Raw genomic sequence first — 21,628 nt, 5'->3', positions numbered from 1 at the left:
AATTGTTAAATAATTATTAGAGCATAAAAAAATAAACTTTAAAAACGTATAAGTTATGAAACACATTCTTCATTTAATATCAAGTATTCAGCCAAAAGAATCATACAGTATTAAGCTGGGTAAGGCTATTATCGAAAAAATTCAAGAAAGGTATCCCAATAGTACCCTAGAAGAAACAAATCTGGTTGATCTTGAAATACCGCATCTTAATACTGAATCCCTTCGTAAATTATTCACTCCTGCTGATTATCTAAACGAAGAAGAAAAAAAATCTATCACGTTTTCTAATAATTTACTTAAGCAATTGCAGGCGGCAGATATCATTGTTATCGGTGCCCCACTTTACAATTTTACCATCCATTCCGCATTAAAAGCATGGATTGACCACATTACAAGACCAGGAGTAACTTTTGGATATAGTGAAGATGGCAGGCCAATTGGGTTGGTAACAGGGAAAAAAGTATATATAGCAATGTCTTCTGGCGGTGTTTATTCAGAAGGCCCAGGTCAAGTTAATGACTTTGTAGTTCCTTATTTAAAGGCTTTTCTAGGATTCTTAGGTATGACAGATCTTACGGCATTCCGAGCGGAAGGATTAAAAGTTTCAGAATTAAAAGAACATGCGATGAAAAAAGCAATTAATAGCATTGTAATTGATTAAAATTCTTTCTTATGAGTCCGCTTTTATTCCATTAAAAAAGGATAAAAAATGTATTTTTCAACACCTAAGCTATCACCAATTATAACATTAATTTTAAACAAGTTAGAGTCATTTTTTATCAAAAAAAAGTATACAAAAAATAGCATTTAGGTTTCTTGGCAAAATCGTGGCACAAATTTTTTTTTTAGAATTATAATTGCAGTAATGACAAGAGAGACAACAGTTAGATTCGAATATATTATATAATATAACATCGATTTTCAAGTGCACTTATGTTCCAATAAATGTTGTAAAAGAACTGCTTGGCCATGCTTCTGTCAAACAGACCGGGGCTTATGCAATAACAGACAGGCAACCATTGGAAGAGAAATGCTATTGCTCAATAAGAAACTGAATAAAACTAATCCAAAGATGTTAAAATCGGATTTAGAGATTCTCAACAAATTAGAGAAAGAAATTCAAGCAATTAAAAAGAAATATAATATTACTTCATCTTAACGTATGAATTAGAATTTAAATTAAGTGAATAAAAAAGAAGTTATCACAAAATTTGATGAGATAATCTGTTTTAAAGTTATATTTTTAGTTAAATCAATTTATCGTAATTTATCATTTCTTACTGTTTTTTATCCCTTAAACTTCTATTCCTTTAAATAAACTAAAACTTTTTAAGCTAAAGGACTTAACTCAAGATACCAACAACCCCAATATTTACTCGCTTTGTAAGCATAGTCAGCTTAAAAAAACATCAATTTAATCAAATTTGAAAGTTTTTTAATCAAATTTAAAAGTCTATATAGACATTCCCGAATACTTTAGCTATCCCAAATCTTTAAATAAACTTAAATGGGAACGGTTGAGAAATGACTAAATTAAAAATAAAAACAGCGGGATTCTATGATATCTCTCTTCTTCTGATTATAACCGGAAGCTTACTTAATATTGATTGCTTTTTTAACCCAACTTTTGCTTCCTACTATATATTTTGTACAACTGCATTAATTTTCACGGCTTATGTCGCAATTAATAATATTTGCAAAGGATATAATTTATCTCATCTTAAACTACCCCTATTATACTTTGCAATATGGTTCCTGTATATTTTATTTCACAATATATACAAATCGGGATCTAGCTCATTTCTGCTATATATAAGCGCGCATCTACTATTATTATTCAGTCTGGTTACTGCATTTAGCTCAACTGAATTTAAATTTTACAGGTTCTTCACGGGTATAATAGCAGTTTCTATTTTAGAATCCTGTTACTGCATTCTGCAGTTTACCGGGTTTTTAAAAAGTAAAAGTGACTTTTTCCCCGTTACAGGAACTTGGATGAATCCAAACGTTACTGCCATTTTTCTGGCAATGTCGGTCCCTGTTTTTCTGTATCGTTTTAAAAGCCCACATAAAAAGAAATACTTGATGGGTTTTACAATCGTAATAACCGCATTGCTGCTTCTTAAATGCAGAGCTGCGATTATTGGAAGTGCCGTTGCCGCAGCGGTTTACTTTAGTTTAGAATATTCCTTTATAAGCTGGGCAAAAAAAGAAAAAAATAGAACTACTCTAAAGGCTTTAATTGTCATAAGCTTACTAGTTTTAGCCGCTTTAGGAAACCAGTTATATAAAAGCAAAAAAGCTTCAGCTGACGGAAGGATCTTTATCTGGAAACTGTCTTCACTGATGATCATGGACAATCCGGTTCTAGGTTGCGGATATGGCTTATTCCAAAGAGATTTTAATTTATTTCAAGCTCAGTACATACAGGAAGGGAAAGCTACGCCAAAAGAACTTCAAAATGCAGGCCCGACAGTTTTTGCACAGAATGAAATTCTTCAAAACTTAACCGAAGGCGGTTTTGCCGGTTTACTGATTATGTCATGTTTCTTTGGATCTCTCATCATTTCAGTCAGGCAGAAAAAAAATCCAGTAAAAGCAGTTCTTGCCCAGGAAAAAACTTCTGCTGATCATAGCGGCAGTCTCTATAATCTGAGTTATTCAGGAGTAGTCGCGTTTTTAAGCATGGGGCTTGTGAACTTTACCATTCAATCTGTTCCCGCAATGGCAATGATGACAATTTATGCGGCCATCATCTGCAGCATAATTGAGCCGGTTAAACTTTCCCGCAGACTGGTTTTTCTTGAAAAGCACCGCTCATTTTCCATTACTGCATATACTGCATTAATCTTCGTAAGCATATATTTAATGTTCTCCATTTTCGCCATTGCCTCAGCTGACATACAGAACAGAAAAGCCTTTCTGTTCAAAAAAGAAGGGCACATACAGAAAGCTCTTCTCTGTATGCCGTCTTTAGAAAAGCGCCTGAAAAACAACTGTGATTACTGGAAAAACTATGCCGGCATTCATTTCAAAATGCAGAACTACTCCTCTGCAATAAGATGCATACAAAAAGCTAAAGAGACCAGTGTCCATCCGGAACTGTATCTCGCTTCGGGCGTTTGTTACGAAAAATTAAAACAGTATCCCCAGGCAGTCAAACAGTATTATCAATTAGTCATGCTGCACCCTTCAAAATTTGCTTACCGCTTTGCGTTAATGAATGCATATCTGCAAAATAAAGATACAGCAAACACTGTCAAAGAAGCCCGCGGAATTCTGGACCTGCATCCTAAAATCTTCTCGGATAAGGTCACTCATTACAAAAGAGCAGCCTATAAACTCTTAAAAATTCTGGACGACCAACAGCATCCAGCATCTGAAATTTCGAAAATAACTAAATAATATGCTTAAAAAATTACCCCTTTCTGCTTCATTTAAACAGCTGGTCTTTATTTTTCTCTGTTCCGCCCACGCACTGGCCCAATATCCCGCTGTAGTGGAACAGAACCTTGTTAAAGCAGGAAATAACCGCATTGAATTAGAAAAGGCTATCGCCTATTGTAAAAAGAGCGGTGATCCGCTAAAACTGAAAGCCATTTACTTTTTAATCTCCAGCATGGATATCCATAACAGCTCAGATTATTACTGGGAAAATACGGCTGGGGCAAAAATACCTTACAATGAACTTGAATATCCTGATTTTGAAGGGGCGGTAAAGGCTTTTGAACTTATTAAAGAACAGAATCCGGGTTTGCAGCCCAAAAAAATCATCTTAAAAGATCTGGAAAACATAAAAGCGGATTATTTAACTGCAAATATTGAACAGGCCTTCAGCGCATGGAAAGAATCCCCTGTAAACAATATTTCTTTCGAAGATTTCTGCCAATACATTCTGCCTTACCGTGCCAGCGTAGAACCGCTGCAGGACTGGCGCACTGCTTACAGAACAAAATTTGCCTGGCTCCGCGACCGGATTCAGTCTGATGGTTTTGAAACCACTCTGCCATTTGTCAGAGACGAAGCTAATTCCTGGTTCGCCAACACCTGGGGAAGCGGAGCCCGCAAAGAACCGTTGCCGAGACTGGGAAGTTTGCAACTGCTGCTGAGAAAACAAGGCAATTGTGATGATCTTGCTGACCTGGGCATTTTCACAATGCGGGCCACGGGTATTCCTGCTGCCATAAATATCATTCCCTATTGGGCAACATCTACCGGCGGACACTCCATCAATGTATTTTTTGGAGATAATAACGAAAGTGTCCTTTTTGATTATGGCTCAAAAGAAATCAACGAAAAATTGAGACGTGAGCCTGCCAAAGTGCTGCGGCTGACTTATTCTAAACAGCCTGAAACCCTTGCCAGTTTTGAAGACCCTGAAAATATCCCAAAAGGCTATCTGCGGGATCAGAACTATATTGATGTGACACAGGAGTACTGGAAAACCAGTACAATCCAATGCGATTTGTATCCTGCGCCAGCCTATTCTAAAATTGTGTATCTAGCAACCTTCAACGGTTTAAGCTGGAAGCCCTTCTGGTGGGGGAAAACCAATAACAATAAAGCAGAGTTCACCCGGATATGCCAGGGGACTGTTGTTCTTCCGCAATACTACAATAATGATAAAATGACCAATGCGGGACCTCCGGTAATTGTTACAGACGGTGAAACCCGTGTTTTAGCTCCTGATCTTAACCAGAGCCGGGACATCTCAATAACACAGCTCACAAACTATCTGATTTTTAAACCCGGAGCAGTTTATAAGCTGTTTTACTGGAATGACGGATGGAAACTCATTGATGCGCAGACAGCCACCCAGACCACCCAGTCATTATTGTTTACTAAAGTTCCGAAAAATGCTCTGCTCTTGCTTTTAGCCAGCAGTTCCAAAGGATATGAAAGACCATTTATTATTGATGATAAAGGAGAACGAACATGGTTCTAGCATGTCCGCAAAGCAACATAAAATAAAATTAAAAGAAAAAAGAAAAACCAAAATGAAAACAATCAAACTAATACTGATCAGTCTCTGTCTGACAGTTCCTGTTCTGGTTCCGGCACAGATAAGCCCAAAGGTAATTAAGCGCTTTCCGGCCTCGATTATCTATCAGATAGATATGATGTCATCCAAAATAACTCTTAATGAAGAAAAACAGATCAAAATCGGAGAAAAATTATTTAAAAGAGACAGTCTTGCCAATACCGCATTATCAAAGGGAAGACCTGTTTCAGAACTTAAGAAATACTACGTAACAGAGAAAACTTTCTTTAAAGGAATATGCTCGCAGGAAGAAATCGAGGAATTCTTTTACAGAACAGACCCAGACAACAGATTTTTAGCAGCTTTAAAATCAGCTTCTCTTCTGAAACTGACTCCCGACCAGATCACCCGTATACGCCAGCAGAACGAAGCTGCAGATTCTGTTATTATTAATGATTTCCATAAAAAGATTCAGTTTTATAATGCCAAGCTGGAGTCCGTCCTTGATAAAGTACAATTTGCAGCACTCATCAAGAAGATTTATTCCTCTCTCTCTGCAGAAGAAACCAAAAGAGACTGGAAGAATATCCTGAATTATAAACTAGCTTCCAGCAGGGACAGTAGCATTGTGTACACACAGCTGTATAATTATAATTTAACGGTAAATGCGGTTGTTGATCCTCAGTCAGAAAAATTAGGAATAATAAAAAACAGGGAAGTCAGAAATGCCCTCATGCTATATAAACAGCCTGCCATCTTAACCCGATACAATATCCTGGCTGATGGCCCTTATAAAACCAATCTTTTTTCTACAGCAATTAAATATGGAAAAGACTTGGAGCTTAATCCTTCCCAGACAGATTCTATTCTCTCAAAATATAAGGACCTGGAAATAACAAAACTTAAAGATGAAAAAAATTACCAGACGATTTATAAGAAAAATGAATATGCCCTTTTTGAAAATAAAACTACAACTAACATACTTGAAGCCAGACAGGTAGAAAAATTACTGCTTAAGAAAAATGAAAAAGCTGCCTCACATCTGGCGGTAAACAATTGGGAGGAACTTGAGCAGTTGGGCCTTACCAAGGGCTTAGATAAAACTTCAAATCTTAAAGAATTTATCCACTATCACCTGAATTTTCTCATTGCGAGCGATAAAGTAAAGATGAATAATAATGCCGCAAACATCTTCAGCAGACGTGATGCAGAACTCAAAAAGCCAGAACTTTTAAAACAACTTGATGCTTTACAGAAAAGTAGAGACACTGCTAAAAGTACAAAAAACGATTTGAAGTGGTAACCCTGAAGCAGGCATATGGAAACCTGAAAACTAAAAGAATACCGCCCTGTCTTAATCATGAATTAAAATCATAATCAGTAACCAGTGAATATTATAAAAACCAATGAAAAAAACAATTAGAACAGGAATCTTTCTGCTGCTCCTTTTTTCGTGCGCCAGCAGTTTTTCGCAGGAAAATGCCAACACGCAAAATAAGCTGAAAGCAGCAAAGCAACAGCTTGAAAAGGGCACTAAAAATTACAATCCGCCAGCCGCGCTCAATACTTACAGAGAGCTGGCATCACAGGGAAATTCTGAAGCTATGAATGCTTTAGGGATTATTTACAGCCAGGGTACAGTTACCCAAGCGAATGAATCCATAGCCTTGGAATGGCTGGAGAAAGCGGCGCAGAGCGGCTATGCCAAAGCATATTACAATATGGCGCTGCTTTATAAAAATAGAACCGGAGTTCTTAAGGACGAAGCAAAGGCAGTAGGTTATTTTGAAAAAGCGGCTAAAGCCGGTTATAACTATGCCTTTTTTTACTGGGGCCAGATGACCTCAAAAGGTTTAGGCACACCCCAGAATTATGCCCTTGCGATGAGCATCTGGAAACAGGGCGGTGATCTAGGCATCCAGGACTGTATCTTTGGACAGGGCTACCTTCATTACAAAGGTTTTGGAACAGCGCAGGATTACAAGAAAGCCATTGAGCTGTTTCAGCTTGCCGCGGACAAAGGTGGCAGTGCAGGGATGTATATGCTTGGATTATCTTACCGCAATGGCTACGGAACTGCCATAGATCCGGCAAAAGCAGACTACTGGCTCAGAAAATCTGCGTCTCTGGGATATAAAAATGCATCCATTGAACTGCAGACTCCCTCTGCTGAGAATGATGCGCCAAATCAGAACACAACGGTATCTGCACCGGCAGAAACCGTAAATACGCTTACGGAAGGCACAGCACCTGAAAAATTCCAGAACGTAAATCAAAAAACAATACAGGGAGATATCAGCGGCGTTTATACAGGACATTTAATCCGTTACGACTGGAGCGGGCAAAACATAATCAGCAGAACCCCGCTTGAGGTGACTTTAGACCAGAAAGGTAAAATTCTTTCAGGGATCTGGAAAGAAAAAGAAGGTGATCAGGCCCAGTTTAAAGCTGAAATTACCTCTGATGCAATTGTTTTTGAAAATTCAAAAATTGACCGCATAGAACATTTTTCCAACAACATGCCAAAAACATACGAATTTAAGCAGGCCAGAGTACAATATCTTGAAAAAGATAATGCAGTCTATATAGCTGGAAACATCCAGCTTTATGATCTTAAAGAGCATGAGAATGAAAAACCCATGTATTTAAGCCTGCAACGAAATGCCCCAACTGCAGATGACAAGACCCAACAGATCCTTTCGCAGCTTATTGTCTATCCAAATCCTGTTACTTCAGATACCTTTAATTTAAGTTTTGAACTTGCAGAGCATACGGACATAAGCATTGATATTTATTCCTTCACAGGTTTTTTAGTAAACCAGCAGAAACTCAAAACTTTAGACTCCGGCCATCAGGAGCTGGCTATACCATTTAACGCGCCTCCTGGAAACTATATCCTTAATCTGAAATACGGAACCAAAATGATAAAAACAATTTTAATAAAAAAATAAAGCTTCATGAAGAAAAATTATTTTATATTAGTGCTGACGTTCTTATGCATCTTGTGCGGACAGCAGACCAGCTACGGACAAATTGATGAAAATGGCGGCGAACTGGGCGAAGTAATTATTGGTCCTCCCGATCCGGAACCATGCTTTGACTGCGGCTGTGATCCTTTCTTCTGTGGACCTGATAATTCCTGTTATGATTGTTCCTGCGACCCTTCATTCTGCGACCCCAATCAAAACGATCCCTGCTACAGCAATCCGAGCCTTTGCGTACCTGAGGATCCTTATCCTTCTACAGATCCTTCAGATGATAATCCCTGCTCAGAAGCTGTTGATGATAAGCTTGAAAAACTGACTCAGGCAAAATTTGCAGCAATAACGGACAAATTCAATAATCCAAACTCCCTATATAAAGTAAACATCAGTGTAGGTTCACTGGGAGGAGATACAGATTTGGCCAGAACAATGAATAGCGGAACGCACGGAACATATAATATTGTATTAAATGAAAATTACAGCAATGCAACTTCGCTATCCATTGCAACCTCACTGGTGCATGAGTATATTCATGCCTATTTTAATACAGTATTTGACGACTGGGCAAATAACGGTAATTCACATGCCTATGATAATTATCCGTTTTTACATGAAGCCTATGTCAATGGAAATGGAGATAAGCAGGAAGCGCATCATAATCAAATAGCTGCCAGCTTTATAGATATAATGGCAGCGGCAATACAGGAGTTCCAGACTGGAATAGCTGTGCCGGAAGGTCAGGCTGAAATATTTTATAAAGATATGGCTTGGGGCTCAATGCAGGGAACTTCCGCTTATGAGTCAAACACTTATCTCAGTCAAACGGACCGAGATCGAATAGGCTCTGAAAGAGCCGCTGAAACATATAATGAACAAAGAGGCGCTAACGAACCGAAAGGGGCGCCATGTGATAAATAATATTTATGAAAAAATATATAATATTGGCAGGTATTATTTTTACTTCCTGTTCAACAATAAGAGTCCAAGAACAGATCGTTCAGGATTTTATAAAAGAAAAGAATCTTAAAAATAATCCAAATGCCTCTCCAGCCTATCTAATTGAAGAATCAGGTCCGAGAGCAAAATCTCTAGAATATTACGAAATGGCCTATGCCGATAAAAACCTGCCTGCTGGAAAAAAACGGATAGAGGTTTTACCCGGCAATTTTAAGAACTGGCCAATAAATGAAAATGAACTTTCCCGATTAAAGGAAAGTAATAAAACCACCTTATCTGAGCGCTGGAATCCCAATAATTTCAATTCCCTTGATATTCCGATAATAAACCGAAAAGATCTGGAATCTGAAATAGCCAGACAGGTTCTGCCGCTGACTTCATCCGGAAATATAATATCAAGACCAATTGTGACTGCAGATGGAAAATATGCCCTTTTTTACTATTACAGTTTTTTGCCCATGAGCAGCATCGCCAAAAAAGTCTGCTTAGCTGAAAAAGACCGCAACAAATGGATAATAATAGCAGAGTTTTACGATCCGAATGTTTTTCATTAGAAAAGAGCCTAATAAACCTGCAAGTCTAAGGATTTGCAGGTTTCTTCTTTTTTTTAGGGTTCCATTTATATTAAAAAAAATGGATAAACTTCTTAAAGATGGCACGTTCAGACATTAGAGACATGCAAATGATTGAACAGAAACTATTATTTGAAAAATATAGAGCCTCTAAGCTTACAGTCATGAAACAGTTAAACATAGCAATAGCAGGAATGCTAGCAGTTTCCTGCTCCACGGTAAAAATAGAGCAGCAGATTCCAGGATTTTGCTAAGGATTCTGTATTACCTGGTCATACCGCTCTTTCTCCCTGAATTAAGTAGTGCTATAGATACAATGAATGAAGTTATTAAACAAGCTTACGGAAGCACAGCAGATTGATTCAATTTAATCAAAAAAAATGAAATACATATTATTTTTATTCCTTAAATCTTTTTCCTATATAATAATGGGATACTTGCTGTATATATTATACGGTTGGAATTTAGAAAAATTTAAAAAAGGAAATAGAGATTCCATTTTTTATAAATCAAAGATAATAGGTACAAAGATATCATTATGGTCTATACTTTTTGTCTTGGCTTTATTAACAATTAGTTCTGTTAGGGAAGTAATAGACTTACTAATAAAATAAAGTAGAATTATGGTTTTAAAAATAATACATGTTTTTATGTCTTTTTTTTTAATATACATTGGTATGGAGTTAATACCTTAAATTGGAAAGAGAAAACAGAATCTTTGGCGTTAAAACAAGAAAACGCGTAAACAAAAAAATGCTTTAAAATATTTTACTAATTAAACCTTCAGAAATTAAATTTCCAGCTATCACCAAAGTAAAAGGAATTCGAGGTACAGGTAAGATACAACGTAAAGAAGTACAATTCTAAACCGACTTTGATTTATTTTACTCAAAGAATCAATACTTAAACTTTTATAGGAAAGACCCAATAATTAATATGGTTCGAGTCCCGTTCCCGCTACTAATTGGGACAAAGAAGAAAATTTCTTCTTTGTCCCTTTTTTATTTAGCCCTATCAGCCTGTTAATACTGTAGATGAGATGCACTACTTCATTAACTCTAGCGGTTCGAAACCCGTTTTCTGAGATCGTAAAATTCTCAGGAAAAATCGAACCTAATAAATCTCTCGATTCAATCCAGTTGCCGTTTTCATAATATTCGTTAAGCTTCATCAGATTCTCAACTCCAGTTTTTAAAAGCTCTTCGATATCTTTATTCTCATCATCAATGCCAGATAATTTAAGTTCAAGCCTTCTTACCATCTCTCCATAATCTGACTTCATCTCTCGGTAGTCCGAAGCATCTATCTGTTTTGTTGCAAGAAGATCTCTCGCATTTGAGATTCTGGTTTCATAATCCTTGATCTGGCTTATGATTTTATTTTTCTCTTCCAAGACATCTTTAATCTGTTCTCTATAACAGTCGCCTATTACATTGGCATAAATGCTTTTGATTTCAGGAATCGGCACATACTTTTTCAGGTTCTGTATAAATATCTCATTGGCCGTTTCCGAATTTATTCTATATCTGCATCCTGCACTGCAGTGGTAATAAGGATAATATTTATGTCGTCCTTTAGATATGCTTCCAGTCAATATTTTCCCGCAGTCGGGACAGATGAAAAAACCTCTCAGCGGAAAAGGCTTGCCTGAAAGAGCTTTTGGAAGATATTTACGGGATCTCCCGTCAAGCACATCCTGAACTTTGTAAAAAAGTGATTCCGAGATTAATGCTTCATGCTGTCCTCTCACTAAAGTGCGTTCCTCATCCTTATATTTAGGAACTTCTATCTTTCCACAGTAAAGAGGATTGCGAATCGCTCTCCAAAAATGGTTCTTGCCTGCTTTAAGCCCTTTTTCTTTTGCCATGTGAAGCACCTGTTCCGTATTGAATATACCTTTGGAAAGTTCTTCAAAAGCCCATTTTAAAATAGAGGCTTCTGGCTGGTCGAATGCAATATATTTTGCTCCGTCTTCTTTTACTCTGTTAATATACCCTATTGGTGCAATCCCCATATATCTACCCTCTTTTCTAGCTCTTCTCATACCGTGAAAGGTATTCAGGGCTCTTCTATCATTCTCCACCTCGGGAGCAGCCAGATAAAAAGCCAGCATCATTTTGTTCTCCGGTATTGAAAGATCTAAAGGCTGTTCTATCGCCTGAGGCTCAACTCCCAATTTTCTTAGCATACTGATCATCTGGTAAGCATCTCCTGCATTTCTGCTGAATCTGTCCCATTTGGTAAAAAGGAGAAGATCAGTTTTATTCTTATGCTTCTTTAGATCCGCAAGCAGTTTCTTCCACTGCGGGCGGTTGAATGTCTTTGCCGAATGGTCTTCATAAATTACATGTCTAACTTCAACTGCATTTATATCGCAGTATTTTCGAAGCATTTCTTCCTGATTTCTCTGTGAGTAGCCCCTGTCTGCCTGCTCATCGGTACTCACTCTCACGTATAGGTCTGCTATTTTTCTCATCTTTTTTCTTTAAATAGTTTGAAACTGCCATGTTTGCCAGTTTTCTTAAAAATTCTAAAATCATTCCCGCCTGTTCCAGCGTTACTTCCACTCCTTCATCTTTCAGCATTTTTCTTGTCTTTTCTGCCGTCATTTTTCCTCTTTCTACTCTTCCATCCCTCTCCATTTGAAATTCCTCTTCATTAAAAAAAGACCGAGCCTCGGTCTTTTTTGTTCCACAATCATTCATCGCTATAAAGTTAAAACACTTTTCTCTTTTTATCCTGCGCAAAATTTGGGTAGGATAACACAAATATAAAACCTAACCAACTAAGGATCACAAGTAAAATTTACTTATCATCACTCAATAAAATTTTTGATTCTGACAAAGATAAAATGCTTTTCTCTCAATCTCATGGACATAATATGTTCATGAAAACGGTATTGGAATCATTGATAAGCCCTGTGTTCATTTATCCTCCCTCTGCTTATTGAGCATTCTGTATATTTCATCCAGAACCTCAATTTCTGCACTTGGAATCAGCTGAAGGGCAAGTTCCAGAACAGAACCTATGTATATTTCTCTGTTATCCAGCTCGTCTGAATAAATGATATGCAGGCACATTCGGATGAGATTCACTCCCAGACACGTCATATCCGTGTATCCGTAAAATCTTATCTCTCGTATTGATTCCCCTTTCTTGTCCTGAGCAGGTTTCAGAAGCTTGAAATGAAACGATGCAAAATCCTTAAATTCATCCAGTGTTTTTATTTTGTCAGTTTCCATAATTTTAAAATATTAAATCTTAATCTGTGCTATTCTGTTTCTTCTTTACTTTCTGAAAACAGATCAGTAATCTCATTTAAAAATTCTAATTCGTCAACTGGAAAAAGCTGAAGTGCAATCCCCAGTATAAGCCCAACATCAATGTATTGATTTTCAATCGTGGGCGGAACTTCTGCGCTGTCATGATCTAAAGCAATAATACAGAGCTTCATCAGGTTTCTGATCACAGAACCGAGTTCGCAATAGCCATAAACCCTGATCTCTGCATTATACATCCCCCTTTTATCCTCTGCTTTTTTCAGGGCATTAAGCAGTTTTCCGCTTAACACCCTGATGTCTTCCAGTTTTTTGATTTTATCAGTTTCCATAACTTCTGTTTTTATACTGATAAAGCTTCCTGCTGATGAATTCCCTCAAGCCTCTCCAGTTCCTTCTGGATCATAACTTCTGCCTCTTTCATAAAATCACGACATCGGCCTTCCATCATTCCATAATACAGATAATCAAAACTGTTGCTTCTGCTGAATCGAAGCGTGTTTGGATTTTTTTTCAGAAGCTTGAACATATTTTTTTCATCGCTGCTGTTTCGGGGAAAATATTCAGAAGTTAAGCTTGTGAAGTATTCGCACAGCTCAAATAAGTAGCCCAGTGAGAAATGATTCGGGGTATATCCCAGAAATACCCTTATAAGGGAAAGGCAGGTCTGTTCCACTATCTGGTGGAGTGAACACATTCTGACTTCATAGGAAAAATACTGGTCGTTATTATAGATAAGATCCCAGATCGATTCAGTAACATTTCTTCTGTCTCCTGCGTATGCTGAAGTGCTTTTCACATATCTCTTTTCTGGATTTTTCGCCCAGATTATCGGCGATCTGTATGCATCTATATGAATTCTTTGGGCTTTCTTAAAAATGTTCCAGAAGAAATACTGCTGGTCTCCGTATAATTTCACGATGTTTCTCAGGCGGTGCATGAGAATGGTTACCGTTATCTGGCCTCTTGATATGCTCTTTATCTTATCGGTAAGGTCATTGCCGATATTATCCTCAAACTCTTCGGCTATGACCAGCAGATAAAGATGGACATGCTTTTCTTTCTGGACGGGCTTTTGAAAAGGCTCATTAAAAGTATAACTGCTTTTCTTCTGTGCAAAACAGTAGATACCTATCGGATCGATGTTCTGCGAAATAACTCGATAAATTAAATCGGATGCGGTGTTTTGAATTGCTTTCATAATTTTAATCATTTTAGTTAATACTTGTCTGAAAAATTGTATTTTTGTTTAACACACAGGCAAGTAAGCAATTACTTGTACCGTACCGTATCAAATTTTACCGTACCGTACATGAGATTTTTTGTATCATACATGAATCCCTCTTTTTTATTCTTAATTATTATCTTTGAGCTATGAGTACATTAACAAAACCAAATCACATGGGACGCAAAATCAGCCGTATCCGTGAACTGAAAGACATGAAGCAGGAAGCGCTCGCGCAGGCTATGGGAACAAACCAGCAGACTGTTTCGATATTAGAAAACAGTGAAGAAATAGATGATGAAAAATTAAAAGAAGTGGCAAAAGCTTTAGGAGTAAGCGTGGAAGCAATTAAAAATTTTTCTGATGAAGGTGTAATTAATTATTTCAACACTTTTAATGAAGCTGTTGCAAATAATAATTTTGGGCGACAAGATACTATTAACTTTAATCCGCTAGATAAGGTTGTTGAGCTTTATGAACGTTTGGTTCAAGCAGAAAAAGACAAAGTCGAGTATTTGGAAAAATTACTAAAAGACAAATAAGCTTTTTAAAAGATATATTAATTCAAAAAATAAAGAGACTCATCAGTCTCTTTATTTTTGAATAATTGTTACCCTAACTTATATTCAAATCAAGGTAATAAATGTCTAAATAAGTTCGGACTAGCATTTTTAAATAGTGTATTTGACAATTCTTTAGGAATGCCAATTTCAAACAAAAATCCACTTACTAGTAACATTTTTAATCTTTCAGATAAAAAGAGCAGATCTCTTTCAGGAATTACTTTTTTTTCTAAGGATTTACTATAGTGAGTATAATAATTTCTTAGATTTTTGACCTGTGTAACAAAATTTGATTTTTCTGGAATAATCTTATCTATTACTTCATTAGAATATTTCTCAGTTAATTCTGTTAGTCTTTGTGATAAATCTAGATGATTACCAAAGTGTAATTGTTCTTTCATCCAGCTATGATACTGTGGTAATTTTTCTAATATTTCTTTTTTCATTGCCTCATATTCTTCCTTCGGTATTTTTGTATGGTCATAGATCCTTGAATGCAAAGTTTCCGCTGATTGTGCAAGATTGAGGAATGTATTTTCATTAAATATTGCTCCGTTATAAAATTGATCAAACAAAAGATTAAAAGCAGGGCTTAATCGATCATACTTTTCAAACCAGTTTTTTATAATTAACGGAAAAACATCTTTAATTTTCGTATAGTTAAAAAGCATCTCAAATGAATGTTTTTCTTTCTTATTTTTTCTTTGACGGCTACTAGAATAATAAAATTTAATTGGTTTTCTATATTTTCCAGCCATACCAAAATCGTTTTTTAAATTATTATTATAAAGAATAATTTTTTGAGGGTAAACACTTTGGTATATCCCCATAGTCAGAAAATTTTGAAAACGGTTTAACAATTGACGTATTTCTTGTAAACCGATTTCGTTTCTAGAATTTAGCTCTAACCATGCTTCTTGAATGATATATTCATGTTTTTGAGAATAAACATGAGGTCTCGAAACATGAAAAGTAAATTTCCCGTTATGATTTTCATGAAGATCAAACTGAATGTCTTTTGGTTTTATATAATTTATACTATATGAATTTTCAATCGTTGTTTCATGATCAATCTGAAAACCTGAGATATCGAGCCACTCATCAAAATTTTGTAGTGAACTCGCAATGGTATTAAATTTAAAAGATTCTTCATTTTCAAAATGATAGCCATTTAAAATGAAGTTAACGAAAAACGTTTCTTTTATTGGCCCAGCTATTTCATTACGTACTGATTTTTTTTCTCTAGAGCTCAAATAACAATGATAAAGTGTGATTGATTCACTGTCAACAGAAGTTCCTAAAATTATAGCACCATTGTCTAACGAATTAAAATCCTGAAGACTTATATTCTCGTCTAAAGACCCTATTAATTCTAGATAAGAACCTTCGACAGGATCAAATCTCAATACACCTGAAACTTTTTTGTCTTTGTTACTCGGTAAAAACCATAAACCTTTTATCTCAAATCTTTCTGTCATAAATATTGTTCAGTTTTTAATATTACACTTCCTTATTTCGAATCAAAACTATAAAAGTTGTACGCAATAATTTTGCGTAGATAAAATAACGGATTACACATGTTAATAAACAAAAGTTTATTTTTTTACCTCAAAGCCATTTTCAATATAATTCAAAAATTTATATCTGCTAATATAGTAGGTACAATCTTAAAATTTAAAAATTATTGCTAAAAGAAAAAAAGCAAAGCAAGGTATTGTACACAGCCAGAGAAGTGCGCATAACATTTTTCTTCGTTCCTCAAAAAATGCCCTTCGGGACTTATAGCACTTCAACTGTCTGATTGTCCAATTCAAGACTGCTTTCTTTTTTTCCTTTTTCTTTTAAAAATATTTTTAATCGAGGCATACCTACCTCATAAACACATGAATTGCAGTAAATTAAAAAAAAAGAATTAAAAATTTTACTATATATTTATCACTAATAAAAACAAACGATTTCTAATTTAATAATTCATTACTCATGAATCGTCTCAAATTTCATCTTGTAATTCTTTTATGCCTCTTATTCTTCACAACCATATTTTTTTTATACCGCTCTGAAAAAACCAAAACCTTGGAAAAGGAGCTTTCGCGCATTGATAAAGAAATTTATCTAAAAGAGGTTTATTACAAAAAGAAAGTAAAAGAGTTTGAAGAGCTTGAAAAGAAACATAAAAAACAGACTGACGAACTAAAATCAGAATTGTCAGTTAATTGATATTTTATGATTCTAAAATTCTCTAATCTAAAATATCCTATTTTAAGAGTTATATGGAAAAAAACTTTTTTTAAAGATAACAGTCTGCAGCTATCATGACCATATTTTACGCATGATACATATAATTTTTTTCACTAAATTAGAAACCTGCTTTTAAAAATCTCCAAAGATTGCCACGTTCCTGCAATCAGCCAGATGAACGGTTGTCGGACAACCGCCTATCTGGCTGATCTATCCTCGGAACTCGGGATCAGTGACACTGAAAGGAAAAAAGAGTTTGATAACAATGAAAATGAAAGATGATGGAAAGAGAAAATTCAAACAGATCACGCAGAATTACAGTGCGCGTGACACCAGAAGAGTATTCGAAAATTGAGCAACGATACAAAAACAGTACGTGCCGTAAACTGAGCGATTATATTCGCAAGCATTTATTTAACAAGCCCATTACAACACATTACAGAAATCAGTCAATAGACGATTCTATCGAAGAAATCGTACTACTCCGTAACGAGCTGAGTGCTGTGGGAAACAATGTAAATCAGGTTGTGAAAAAGATGCATACCTTAAAACAATTTCCGGAATTCAGAGAATGGATTACACGTTACGAATTGGAAAGAATAATCCTTTCCAATAAAATAAATGACATTCAAAATCATATTTATAAAATCTCGGATAAATGGTTACAATCATAAAAACGAGCCATTCGATCCGGAGTATCTTTAACTATAATGAGAATAAGGTTAAACAGGGTGTAGCAGAATGTATCGGTGCGGAAAATTATACTGCTGATGTAGATAAATTAGATGATTTTGCAAAGATCAACCGCTTTACAAAACGCCTTGAATTAAACGAAAATACCAAACGGAACAGCGTACATATTTCGCTCAATTTTGATCCGTCAGAAAATCATTCAAAAGAAAAATTGATGGCTATTGTAAATACCTACATGGACAAAATCGGTTTTGCAAAACAGCCTTATTTGGTTTACCAGCATCACGATGCGGGACACCCGCACGTGCATGTAGTTTCTGTAAACATTGAAAGATACGGCAAGCGGATTGACATGCACCATCTAGGCATACGAAAATCAGAACCAGCGAGAAAGGAAATAGAAGAGATTTTTGGACTGGTAAAAGCGGAAGGACGAAAAATAAAAGAGCAGTTTAATTTACAGCCCATTTCGATGGGCAAGGTTAGCTATGGAAAAATTGAATCTAAAAAAGCCCTAACCAATGTTTTAAATAAGATAATTAATGAGTATAAATATTCCAGCCTTCCCGAACTTAATGCAGTGCTAAAACAATATAATGTTTTGGCTGATCGTGGCAGTGAGAATTCAAAAATCTTTTTAGCAAATGGATTGGTGTACCGAATACTGGATGACAAAGGAAACCCAATTGGTGTTCCAATAAAAGCAAGTGATTTTTATTTTAAACCAACGTTGAAATTCTTGGGAGAAAAATTTAAGGAAAATGAAGCAAGAAATATGTCTGACAAATTACGGATAAAAAACATTATTAATATGGCACTCTTAAATGAGCGAGCAATGCCTATAAGTCATCTTGCAAAACTATTGGAAAGAGAAGGCATTCAAACCGTTTTTAGAAGAAGTAGTGAAGGCTTACTTTATGGTATTACTTATATAGACCTTATCACCAAAAATGTTTTTAATGGCAGTAGCTTGGGAAAAGAATACAGTGCAAAAGCTATTGAAGAGCGATGCGGATTAAAGGTTGCTATTGAAGGAAAAAGCAATCAGATTTACGAAAACCTCCCATCTAAAGAATTATTGATTGATGATCTTCAATATCAAAAAGATACACTTACTATTCCTCATTTAGTTAAGTTATTGGATGTGCTTATGCGAGCTGAATATTCTTCAGATTATATACAAAATCAATTGAAAAAGAAAAAAAGCAAGAAAAAGAGAAGAGGACTCTCTCAATAATTGAAAAAATGTACACTCTTACAATGAGTATCTATTTGTTAGCACATCCAGTTGTTCTATCATAATATTTTTTGAATAATTATCAATTTTACTTAAGCATCAAATTCTGCATAATAAATAATTCTTTCTATCTTTTTAGTATCTGATTTGAATTCTTCATGTTTTAGTAAATCTTCGTAAAAATCTTTTAAAACAAACATTTCTAAAAAATAGTCAAATCCTGGACATTTTTCTTCAGCTACTTTAATCGATTTCATTTCCATTTCTTCAAATGTCAATTTTAAAACTAAAGCTTCTGAATCTGGCTGGAATTTTCCATTTATTCTTTTAGCATAAATTGAATACATAGATTCCTCAGTATCCTTATAATCCATACAATTTATAATTGCTTGACTTAATATCATATCTCCTACAATGTTTTGTTTGCTTCGTTATATAAAAATTGGGTGTTTTTTAATTAAAAAGCCTCCATAATTTAGGATAAGTTGTCGGCAGATCTTCCTCTTTCCAATCCACGCCTTTTGTTGGCGGTGCCCCAAAATCATAGTCTAAACCTTTTAGATATGCTACATCTCTTGGAAAGGTTGCATCTTCTACAATTTTACCTGTTTTTATTTTATATGCATTTGTTGAAACATATAATAGTCCCTCAAAATAGAACTCATCATCTCGGCTAATCCTTTCTGACAAAAAATCAGGATTTCTAATGGTTTTCCTATAAATTTCTTCCCCTTTTCCAATTAACCAACAGCGAAAATATAGATAACTGTCGTCAGAAACATATCCTTCGATAATTTTTTGAGCTCCCATTATTTTAAAATCATCTGCTTGAATAATTAGCTGTCTAAGAATTATTTCAAATTCAATAATTTGCTCAGGACTATAAGCTGATAATTTTTCAATAATAATTTTTTCCTGTTTTACTTTATCTTCATTCGAATTTGTAATTGAGTAAGCTATTATTTTCCAGAATTCGGTTTTATCCATTTTATTTCCTTTTATAAATTCACTAACTATATTTTTACTTTTTTCTTCTGATTCATTTTTGTTCATTAGCTGACATGAAGTTACTGTCAACATTAAAAATAATATAAATTTAAACTTTTTCATTCTTTTCTATTATTCATTTTTTTTTGTAGGGTGAGTTCCACTTATACTTTCTAATGTTTTTGAAGTCTTTTCAGCATAACTATGAAGGTTGCTAACTCTTGTTTTTTTAACTAATTGGGTTTACTCAACTACATTTCTCCAAAGCTATTTTCAATGCTTCTCCAATTGATTCGAAATCTTCACTATCTTCAATGATAATTTTTTCTTCGTTTAAGAAATGATATCCTTTTCGGTCGCCAGAAGTTCCTCCATTTATTGTCGGGTAGAATGTAATCTGATTATTTTGGCGGGTAATAGATACATGAAGTGAATCTTTCATCTGAGCTTTTATAGATTTTAATCCCGTAATCTTTTTGTACGCTTCATAATTTTCTATTCTTTCCTGTTTGGTAAATTTCTTTATTGTTCTAGATAAATCGAGATGTCTAAGAATTGTTATACCTATTTCAACATCTGAGATTGTAATTTCTTTCGATCTTGTAGAATATGAGTTAACTATTTTATAGCAGGTTTCGAAGAAAATTCTATCAGGGTATTTTATTACACTAATACTTTGTATGACTGGCTTTTTAATGCCAAAAATAGTTTTAAGAAAATTCATTCTTAGAAAGAGTTAAGCATTCATTTCTTTTTTCTTTACAGTATTCATCAATTTTATCTTTAGCATAATCGGCACCAAGTTCCAATGCTTTTTTCCAATTTTCGCAAGCTCCATTTTTATCTTTTAAATTGAATTTTGTATTACCAAGATTAAAATATGCTTGTTGTTTATTCTCAATCTCTGAATCATCGAGTTGCAATACTTTCTAATAATCAGCAATTGCCCCTTGATAATCTCCATTTTCATCTTTAAGCCCACCTCTGTTTATTAAGGCACTTGCAAATTTTGGTGCTATTTCTAAAGCTTTATCATAATCTTTAAGTGCTGATTTCCAAGTATACAATTCATTTTTCACGATTGCTCTTGAGTAATAAGCATTTGGATCTTTTGAATTAATAGCAATGGTTAATGACCAATTGATTAAAGAGCCGCTTAAATCTCCATTATTATAACATTCAACGCCTTTCTCAAAATAGTAATCTGCTTTTGAAGGGGCTAAGTCTGGAAGTTTGGGATCTTTAGGGTCAAATAGTCCTCCATAAGCGTCTAGAGTTGAATCAAATTCATAGCCTCTTTTATACATATCCAAACACCAATACATTAAATTATCTTTCGTAATCGGCATTTCATTTGTCTCTCCATTTATTTCCCACAGGGATCCATATTTCTTCACTTCCTGCACTGTGTATGGATAATGTGATTTTAAAAACTCAGCTAATCGATTTAGATTTTCCTTATTGTCTGAAATAAAAGTGAAATCCATTTTGGTTAAGCAATGGTCTTTCAATCCACTTTTAACCATGTTTTTAAAAACATCTTCAGCGGAAACCATTTCTTTACCAAATCCATTTACAAAATTATTCCAAGTAATAAATTTATTTTCCATTTTCTTTTGTCCGTGAGCAGTGAAGGTTTTAAACAATATTAATAAAATCAGAATGTAATTTTTCATATTAAATTTTAGATATTTTTTCGATGTTACTTTCTTTAATTTTGAAGTAACATTTTTCACAAACGATTTTAAATTCGCCTTGTTCCCAACATTTTCCATCTAAACTACCTTCCTCAACTCTCACTTTTTCACATTCGTTACACCAAGCTACAAAATCATCATCTTCGTACTCAAATTCCATGTCTTCAAATGTTTCGAAAGATTCTTCAAATCCATTTTTGCATCCTTCTTTTAAAT

Annotated in this window: 24 protein-coding genes; 12 read left to right on the top strand and 12 right to left on the bottom strand. The window is 34.9% G+C overall.

The genetic code is table 11. The annotated features are described in order from the left end of the window. Window positions 1-55: 55 nt before the first annotated feature. From ACQY44_RS23715 to ACQY44_RS23680, 8 genes are all read left to right on the top strand, one after another. Window positions 56-661 carry an FMN-dependent NADH-azoreductase gene (locus tag ACQY44_RS23715; RefSeq protein ID WP_428232747.1) on the top strand — a complete coding sequence of 202 codons (606 nt, stop codon included), beginning with the start codon at window positions 56-58 and terminating at the stop codon, window positions 659-661. 1,334 nt (window positions 662-1,995) lie between these two features. Further along, entirely contained in the window at window positions 1,996-3,405 is a 1,410-nt protein-coding gene (locus ACQY44_RS23710) for an O-antigen ligase family protein (RefSeq protein WP_428232746.1), read from the top strand. Between the two features lies 1 nt (window position 3,406). Continuing rightward, window positions 3,407-4,945 (top strand): hypothetical protein, encoded by a 1,539-nt coding sequence (locus ACQY44_RS23705; protein WP_428232745.1) that lies wholly within the window; start codon window positions 3,407-3,409, stop codon window positions 4,943-4,945. Beyond that, complete coding sequence (locus ACQY44_RS23700) at window positions 4,896-6,284, top strand: hypothetical protein (RefSeq protein WP_428232744.1); 1,389 nt, start codon at window positions 4,896-4,898, stop codon at window positions 6,282-6,284. Before ACQY44_RS23705 ends, ACQY44_RS23700 begins: the two co-directional genes overlap by 50 nt. A gap of 103 nt (window positions 6,285-6,387) precedes the next feature. After that, on the top strand, window positions 6,388-7,932 hold the full coding sequence (locus ACQY44_RS23695) for a T9SS type A sorting domain-containing protein (protein ID WP_428232743.1): 1,545 nt from the start codon (window positions 6,388-6,390) through the stop codon (window positions 7,930-7,932). 30 nt (window positions 7,933-7,962) lie between these two features. After that, the gene (locus ACQY44_RS23690; RefSeq protein WP_428232742.1) at window positions 7,963-8,883 is read left to right on the top strand and encodes a hypothetical protein; all 921 of its coding nucleotides are present in this window, start codon (window positions 7,963-7,965) and stop codon (window positions 8,881-8,883) included. 5 nt (window positions 8,884-8,888) lie between these two features. Beyond that, window positions 8,889-9,476 (top strand): hypothetical protein, encoded by a 588-nt coding sequence (locus ACQY44_RS23685; protein ID WP_428232741.1) that lies wholly within the window; start codon window positions 8,889-8,891, stop codon window positions 9,474-9,476. A 98-nt stretch (window positions 9,477-9,574) separates the two neighbouring features. Beyond that, window positions 9,575-9,748 carry a hypothetical protein gene (locus ACQY44_RS23680; protein WP_428232740.1) on the top strand — a complete coding sequence of 58 codons (174 nt, stop codon included), beginning with the start codon at window positions 9,575-9,577 and terminating at the stop codon, window positions 9,746-9,748. 677 nt (window positions 9,749-10,425) lie between these two features. Here the strand turns inward: ACQY44_RS23680 and ACQY44_RS23675 are convergent. The 5 genes from ACQY44_RS23675 to ACQY44_RS23655 form a co-directional block, all read right to left on the bottom strand. Next, entirely contained in the window at window positions 10,426-11,970 is a 1,545-nt protein-coding gene (locus tag ACQY44_RS23675) for a recombinase family protein (RefSeq protein WP_428232739.1), read from the bottom strand. Continuing rightward, the gene (locus ACQY44_RS23670; protein ID WP_428232738.1) at window positions 11,927-12,199 is read right to left on the bottom strand and encodes a hypothetical protein; all 273 of its coding nucleotides are present in this window, start codon (window positions 12,197-12,199) and stop codon (window positions 11,927-11,929) included. The genes ACQY44_RS23675 and ACQY44_RS23670 overlap by 44 nt, the downstream gene beginning before the upstream one ends. Window positions 12,200-12,418: 219 nt before the next feature. Next, window positions 12,419-12,736, bottom strand: coding sequence for a hypothetical protein (locus ACQY44_RS23665; protein WP_056245631.1), 318 nt, complete (start codon window positions 12,734-12,736; stop codon window positions 12,419-12,421). Between the two features lie 29 nt (window positions 12,737-12,765). After that, window positions 12,766-13,104 carry a hypothetical protein gene (locus tag ACQY44_RS23660; protein WP_428232737.1) on the bottom strand — a complete coding sequence of 113 codons (339 nt, stop codon included), beginning with the start codon at window positions 13,102-13,104 and terminating at the stop codon, window positions 12,766-12,768. An 11-nt stretch (window positions 13,105-13,115) separates the two neighbouring features. Next, window positions 13,116-13,973, bottom strand: a complete 858-nt coding sequence (locus ACQY44_RS23655; RefSeq protein WP_428232736.1) for a hypothetical protein — start codon at window positions 13,971-13,973, stop codon at window positions 13,116-13,118. 173 nt (window positions 13,974-14,146) lie between these two features. Here ACQY44_RS23655 and ACQY44_RS23650 point away from each other — a divergent pair, with 173 nt between their 5' ends. Next, entirely contained in the window at window positions 14,147-14,539 is a 393-nt protein-coding gene (locus ACQY44_RS23650) for a helix-turn-helix domain-containing protein (protein ID WP_428232735.1), read from the top strand. A gap of 89 nt (window positions 14,540-14,628) precedes the next feature. Here the strand turns inward: ACQY44_RS23650 and ACQY44_RS23645 are convergent, their stop codons facing one another. Further along, window positions 14,629-16,038 carry a HEPN domain-containing protein gene (locus ACQY44_RS23645; protein ID WP_428232734.1) on the bottom strand — a complete coding sequence of 470 codons (1,410 nt, stop codon included), beginning with the start codon at window positions 16,036-16,038 and terminating at the stop codon, window positions 14,629-14,631. Window positions 16,039-16,633: 595 nt separating this feature from the next. Here ACQY44_RS23645 and ACQY44_RS23640 point away from each other — a divergent pair. From ACQY44_RS23640 to ACQY44_RS23630, 3 genes are all read left to right on the top strand, one after another. Next, the gene (locus tag ACQY44_RS23640) at window positions 16,634-16,777 is read left to right on the top strand and encodes a hypothetical protein (protein ID WP_428232733.1); all 144 of its coding nucleotides are present in this window, start codon (window positions 16,634-16,636) and stop codon (window positions 16,775-16,777) included. A gap of 302 nt (window positions 16,778-17,079) precedes the next feature. Next, the gene (locus tag ACQY44_RS23635; protein WP_428232732.1) at window positions 17,080-17,472 is read left to right on the top strand and encodes a plasmid mobilization protein; all 393 of its coding nucleotides are present in this window, start codon (window positions 17,080-17,082) and stop codon (window positions 17,470-17,472) included. Continuing rightward, on the top strand, window positions 17,457-18,728 hold the full coding sequence (locus tag ACQY44_RS23630) for a relaxase/mobilization nuclease domain-containing protein (protein ID WP_428232731.1): 1,272 nt from the start codon (window positions 17,457-17,459) through the stop codon (window positions 18,726-18,728). Before ACQY44_RS23635 ends, ACQY44_RS23630 begins: the two co-directional genes overlap by 16 nt. A 92-nt stretch (window positions 18,729-18,820) precedes the next feature. Here the strand turns inward: ACQY44_RS23630 and ACQY44_RS23625 are convergent, their stop codons facing one another. The 6 genes from ACQY44_RS23625 to ACQY44_RS23600 form a co-directional block, all read right to left on the bottom strand. Further along, window positions 18,821-19,132, bottom strand: a complete 312-nt coding sequence (locus ACQY44_RS23625; protein ID WP_428232730.1) for a hypothetical protein — start codon at window positions 19,130-19,132, stop codon at window positions 18,821-18,823. Between the two features lie 49 nt (window positions 19,133-19,181). Next, on the bottom strand, window positions 19,182-19,838 hold the full coding sequence (locus ACQY44_RS23620) for a DUF4240 domain-containing protein (protein WP_428232729.1): 657 nt from the start codon (window positions 19,836-19,838) through the stop codon (window positions 19,182-19,184). Between the two features lie 124 nt (window positions 19,839-19,962). Further along, on the bottom strand, window positions 19,963-20,439 hold the full coding sequence (locus ACQY44_RS23615) for a contact-dependent growth inhibition system immunity protein (protein ID WP_428232728.1): 477 nt from the start codon (window positions 20,437-20,439) through the stop codon (window positions 19,963-19,965). Then, entirely contained in the window at window positions 20,426-20,638 is a 213-nt protein-coding gene (locus ACQY44_RS23610) for a hypothetical protein (RefSeq protein ID WP_428232727.1), read from the bottom strand. Before ACQY44_RS23610 ends, ACQY44_RS23615 begins: the two co-directional genes overlap by 14 nt. Window positions 20,639-20,644: 6 nt before the next feature. Then, the gene (locus ACQY44_RS23605; protein WP_428232726.1) at window positions 20,645-21,391 is read right to left on the bottom strand and encodes a tetratricopeptide repeat protein; all 747 of its coding nucleotides are present in this window, start codon (window positions 21,389-21,391) and stop codon (window positions 20,645-20,647) included. 1 nt (window position 21,392) lies between these two features. Next, on the bottom strand, window positions 21,393-21,572 hold the full coding sequence (locus ACQY44_RS23600) for a hypothetical protein (RefSeq protein ID WP_428232725.1): 180 nt from the start codon (window positions 21,570-21,572) through the stop codon (window positions 21,393-21,395). Window positions 21,573-21,628: the final 56 nt, after the last annotated feature.

This window comes from Flavobacterium sp., from assembly GCF_965277525.1.
GTDB lineage: Bacteria > Bacteroidota > Bacteroidia > Flavobacteriales > Flavobacteriaceae > Flavobacterium.
The sequence above is the reverse complement of the archived record's forward strand: the minus strand, read 5'-3'. Positions and strand labels throughout refer to the sequence as shown.

What these genes read in the sequence shown, in the direction of transcription:
- ACQY44_RS23715 (WP_428232747.1), top strand. Translation starts at nt 56, where the DNA reads ATGAAACACATTCTTCATTTAATATCAAGTATTCAGCCAAAAGAATCA.
- ACQY44_RS23710 (WP_428232746.1), top strand. Translation starts at nt 1,996, where the DNA reads ATGAATCCAAACGTTACTGCCATTTTTCTGGCAATGTCGGTCCCTGTT.
- ACQY44_RS23705 (WP_428232745.1), top strand. Translation starts at nt 3,407, where the DNA reads ATGCTTAAAAAATTACCCCTTTCTGCTTCATTTAAACAGCTGGTCTTT.
- ACQY44_RS23700 (WP_428232744.1), top strand. Translation starts at nt 4,896, where the DNA reads ATGAAAGACCATTTATTATTGATGATAAAGGAGAACGAACATGGTTCT.
- ACQY44_RS23695 (WP_428232743.1), top strand. Translation starts at nt 6,388, where the DNA reads ATGAAAAAAACAATTAGAACAGGAATCTTTCTGCTGCTCCTTTTTTCG.
- ACQY44_RS23685 (WP_428232741.1), top strand. Translation starts at nt 8,889, where the DNA reads ATGAAAAAATATATAATATTGGCAGGTATTATTTTTACTTCCTGTTCA.
- ACQY44_RS23680 (WP_428232740.1), top strand. Translation starts at nt 9,575, where the DNA reads ATGGCACGTTCAGACATTAGAGACATGCAAATGATTGAACAGAAACTA.
- ACQY44_RS23675 (WP_428232739.1), bottom strand. Translation starts at nt 11,970, where the DNA reads ATGAGAAAAATAGCAGACCTATACGTGAGAGTGAGTACCGATGAGCAG.
- ACQY44_RS23670 (WP_428232738.1), bottom strand. Translation starts at nt 12,199, where the DNA reads ATGAATGATTGTGGAACAAAAAAGACCGAGGCTCGGTCTTTTTTTAAT.
- ACQY44_RS23665 (WP_056245631.1), bottom strand. Translation starts at nt 12,736, where the DNA reads ATGGAAACTGACAAAATAAAAACACTGGATGAATTTAAGGATTTTGCA.
- ACQY44_RS23660 (WP_428232737.1), bottom strand. Translation starts at nt 13,104, where the DNA reads ATGGAAACTGATAAAATCAAAAAACTGGAAGACATCAGGGTGTTAAGC.
- ACQY44_RS23655 (WP_428232736.1), bottom strand. Translation starts at nt 13,973, where the DNA reads ATGAAAGCAATTCAAAACACCGCATCCGATTTAATTTATCGAGTTATT.
- ACQY44_RS23650 (WP_428232735.1), top strand. Translation starts at nt 14,147, where the DNA reads ATGAGTACATTAACAAAACCAAATCACATGGGACGCAAAATCAGCCGT.
- ACQY44_RS23645 (WP_428232734.1), bottom strand. Translation starts at nt 16,038, where the DNA reads ATGACAGAAAGATTTGAGATAAAAGGTTTATGGTTTTTACCGAGTAAC.
- ACQY44_RS23635 (WP_428232732.1), top strand. Translation starts at nt 17,080, where the DNA reads ATGGAAAGAGAAAATTCAAACAGATCACGCAGAATTACAGTGCGCGTG.
- ACQY44_RS23630 (WP_428232731.1), top strand. Translation starts at nt 17,457, where the DNA reads ATGGTTACAATCATAAAAACGAGCCATTCGATCCGGAGTATCTTTAAC.
- ACQY44_RS23625 (WP_428232730.1), bottom strand. Translation starts at nt 19,132, where the DNA reads ATGATATTAAGTCAAGCAATTATAAATTGTATGGATTATAAGGATACT.
- ACQY44_RS23620 (WP_428232729.1), bottom strand. Translation starts at nt 19,838, where the DNA reads ATGAAAAAGTTTAAATTTATATTATTTTTAATGTTGACAGTAACTTCA.
- ACQY44_RS23615 (WP_428232728.1), bottom strand. Translation starts at nt 20,439, where the DNA reads ATGAATTTTCTTAAAACTATTTTTGGCATTAAAAAGCCAGTCATACAA.
- ACQY44_RS23605 (WP_428232726.1), bottom strand. Translation starts at nt 21,391, where the DNA reads ATGAAAAATTACATTCTGATTTTATTAATATTGTTTAAAACCTTCACT.
- ACQY44_RS23600 (WP_428232725.1), bottom strand. Translation starts at nt 21,572, where the DNA reads ATGGAATTTGAGTACGAAGATGATGATTTTGTAGCTTGGTGTAACGAA.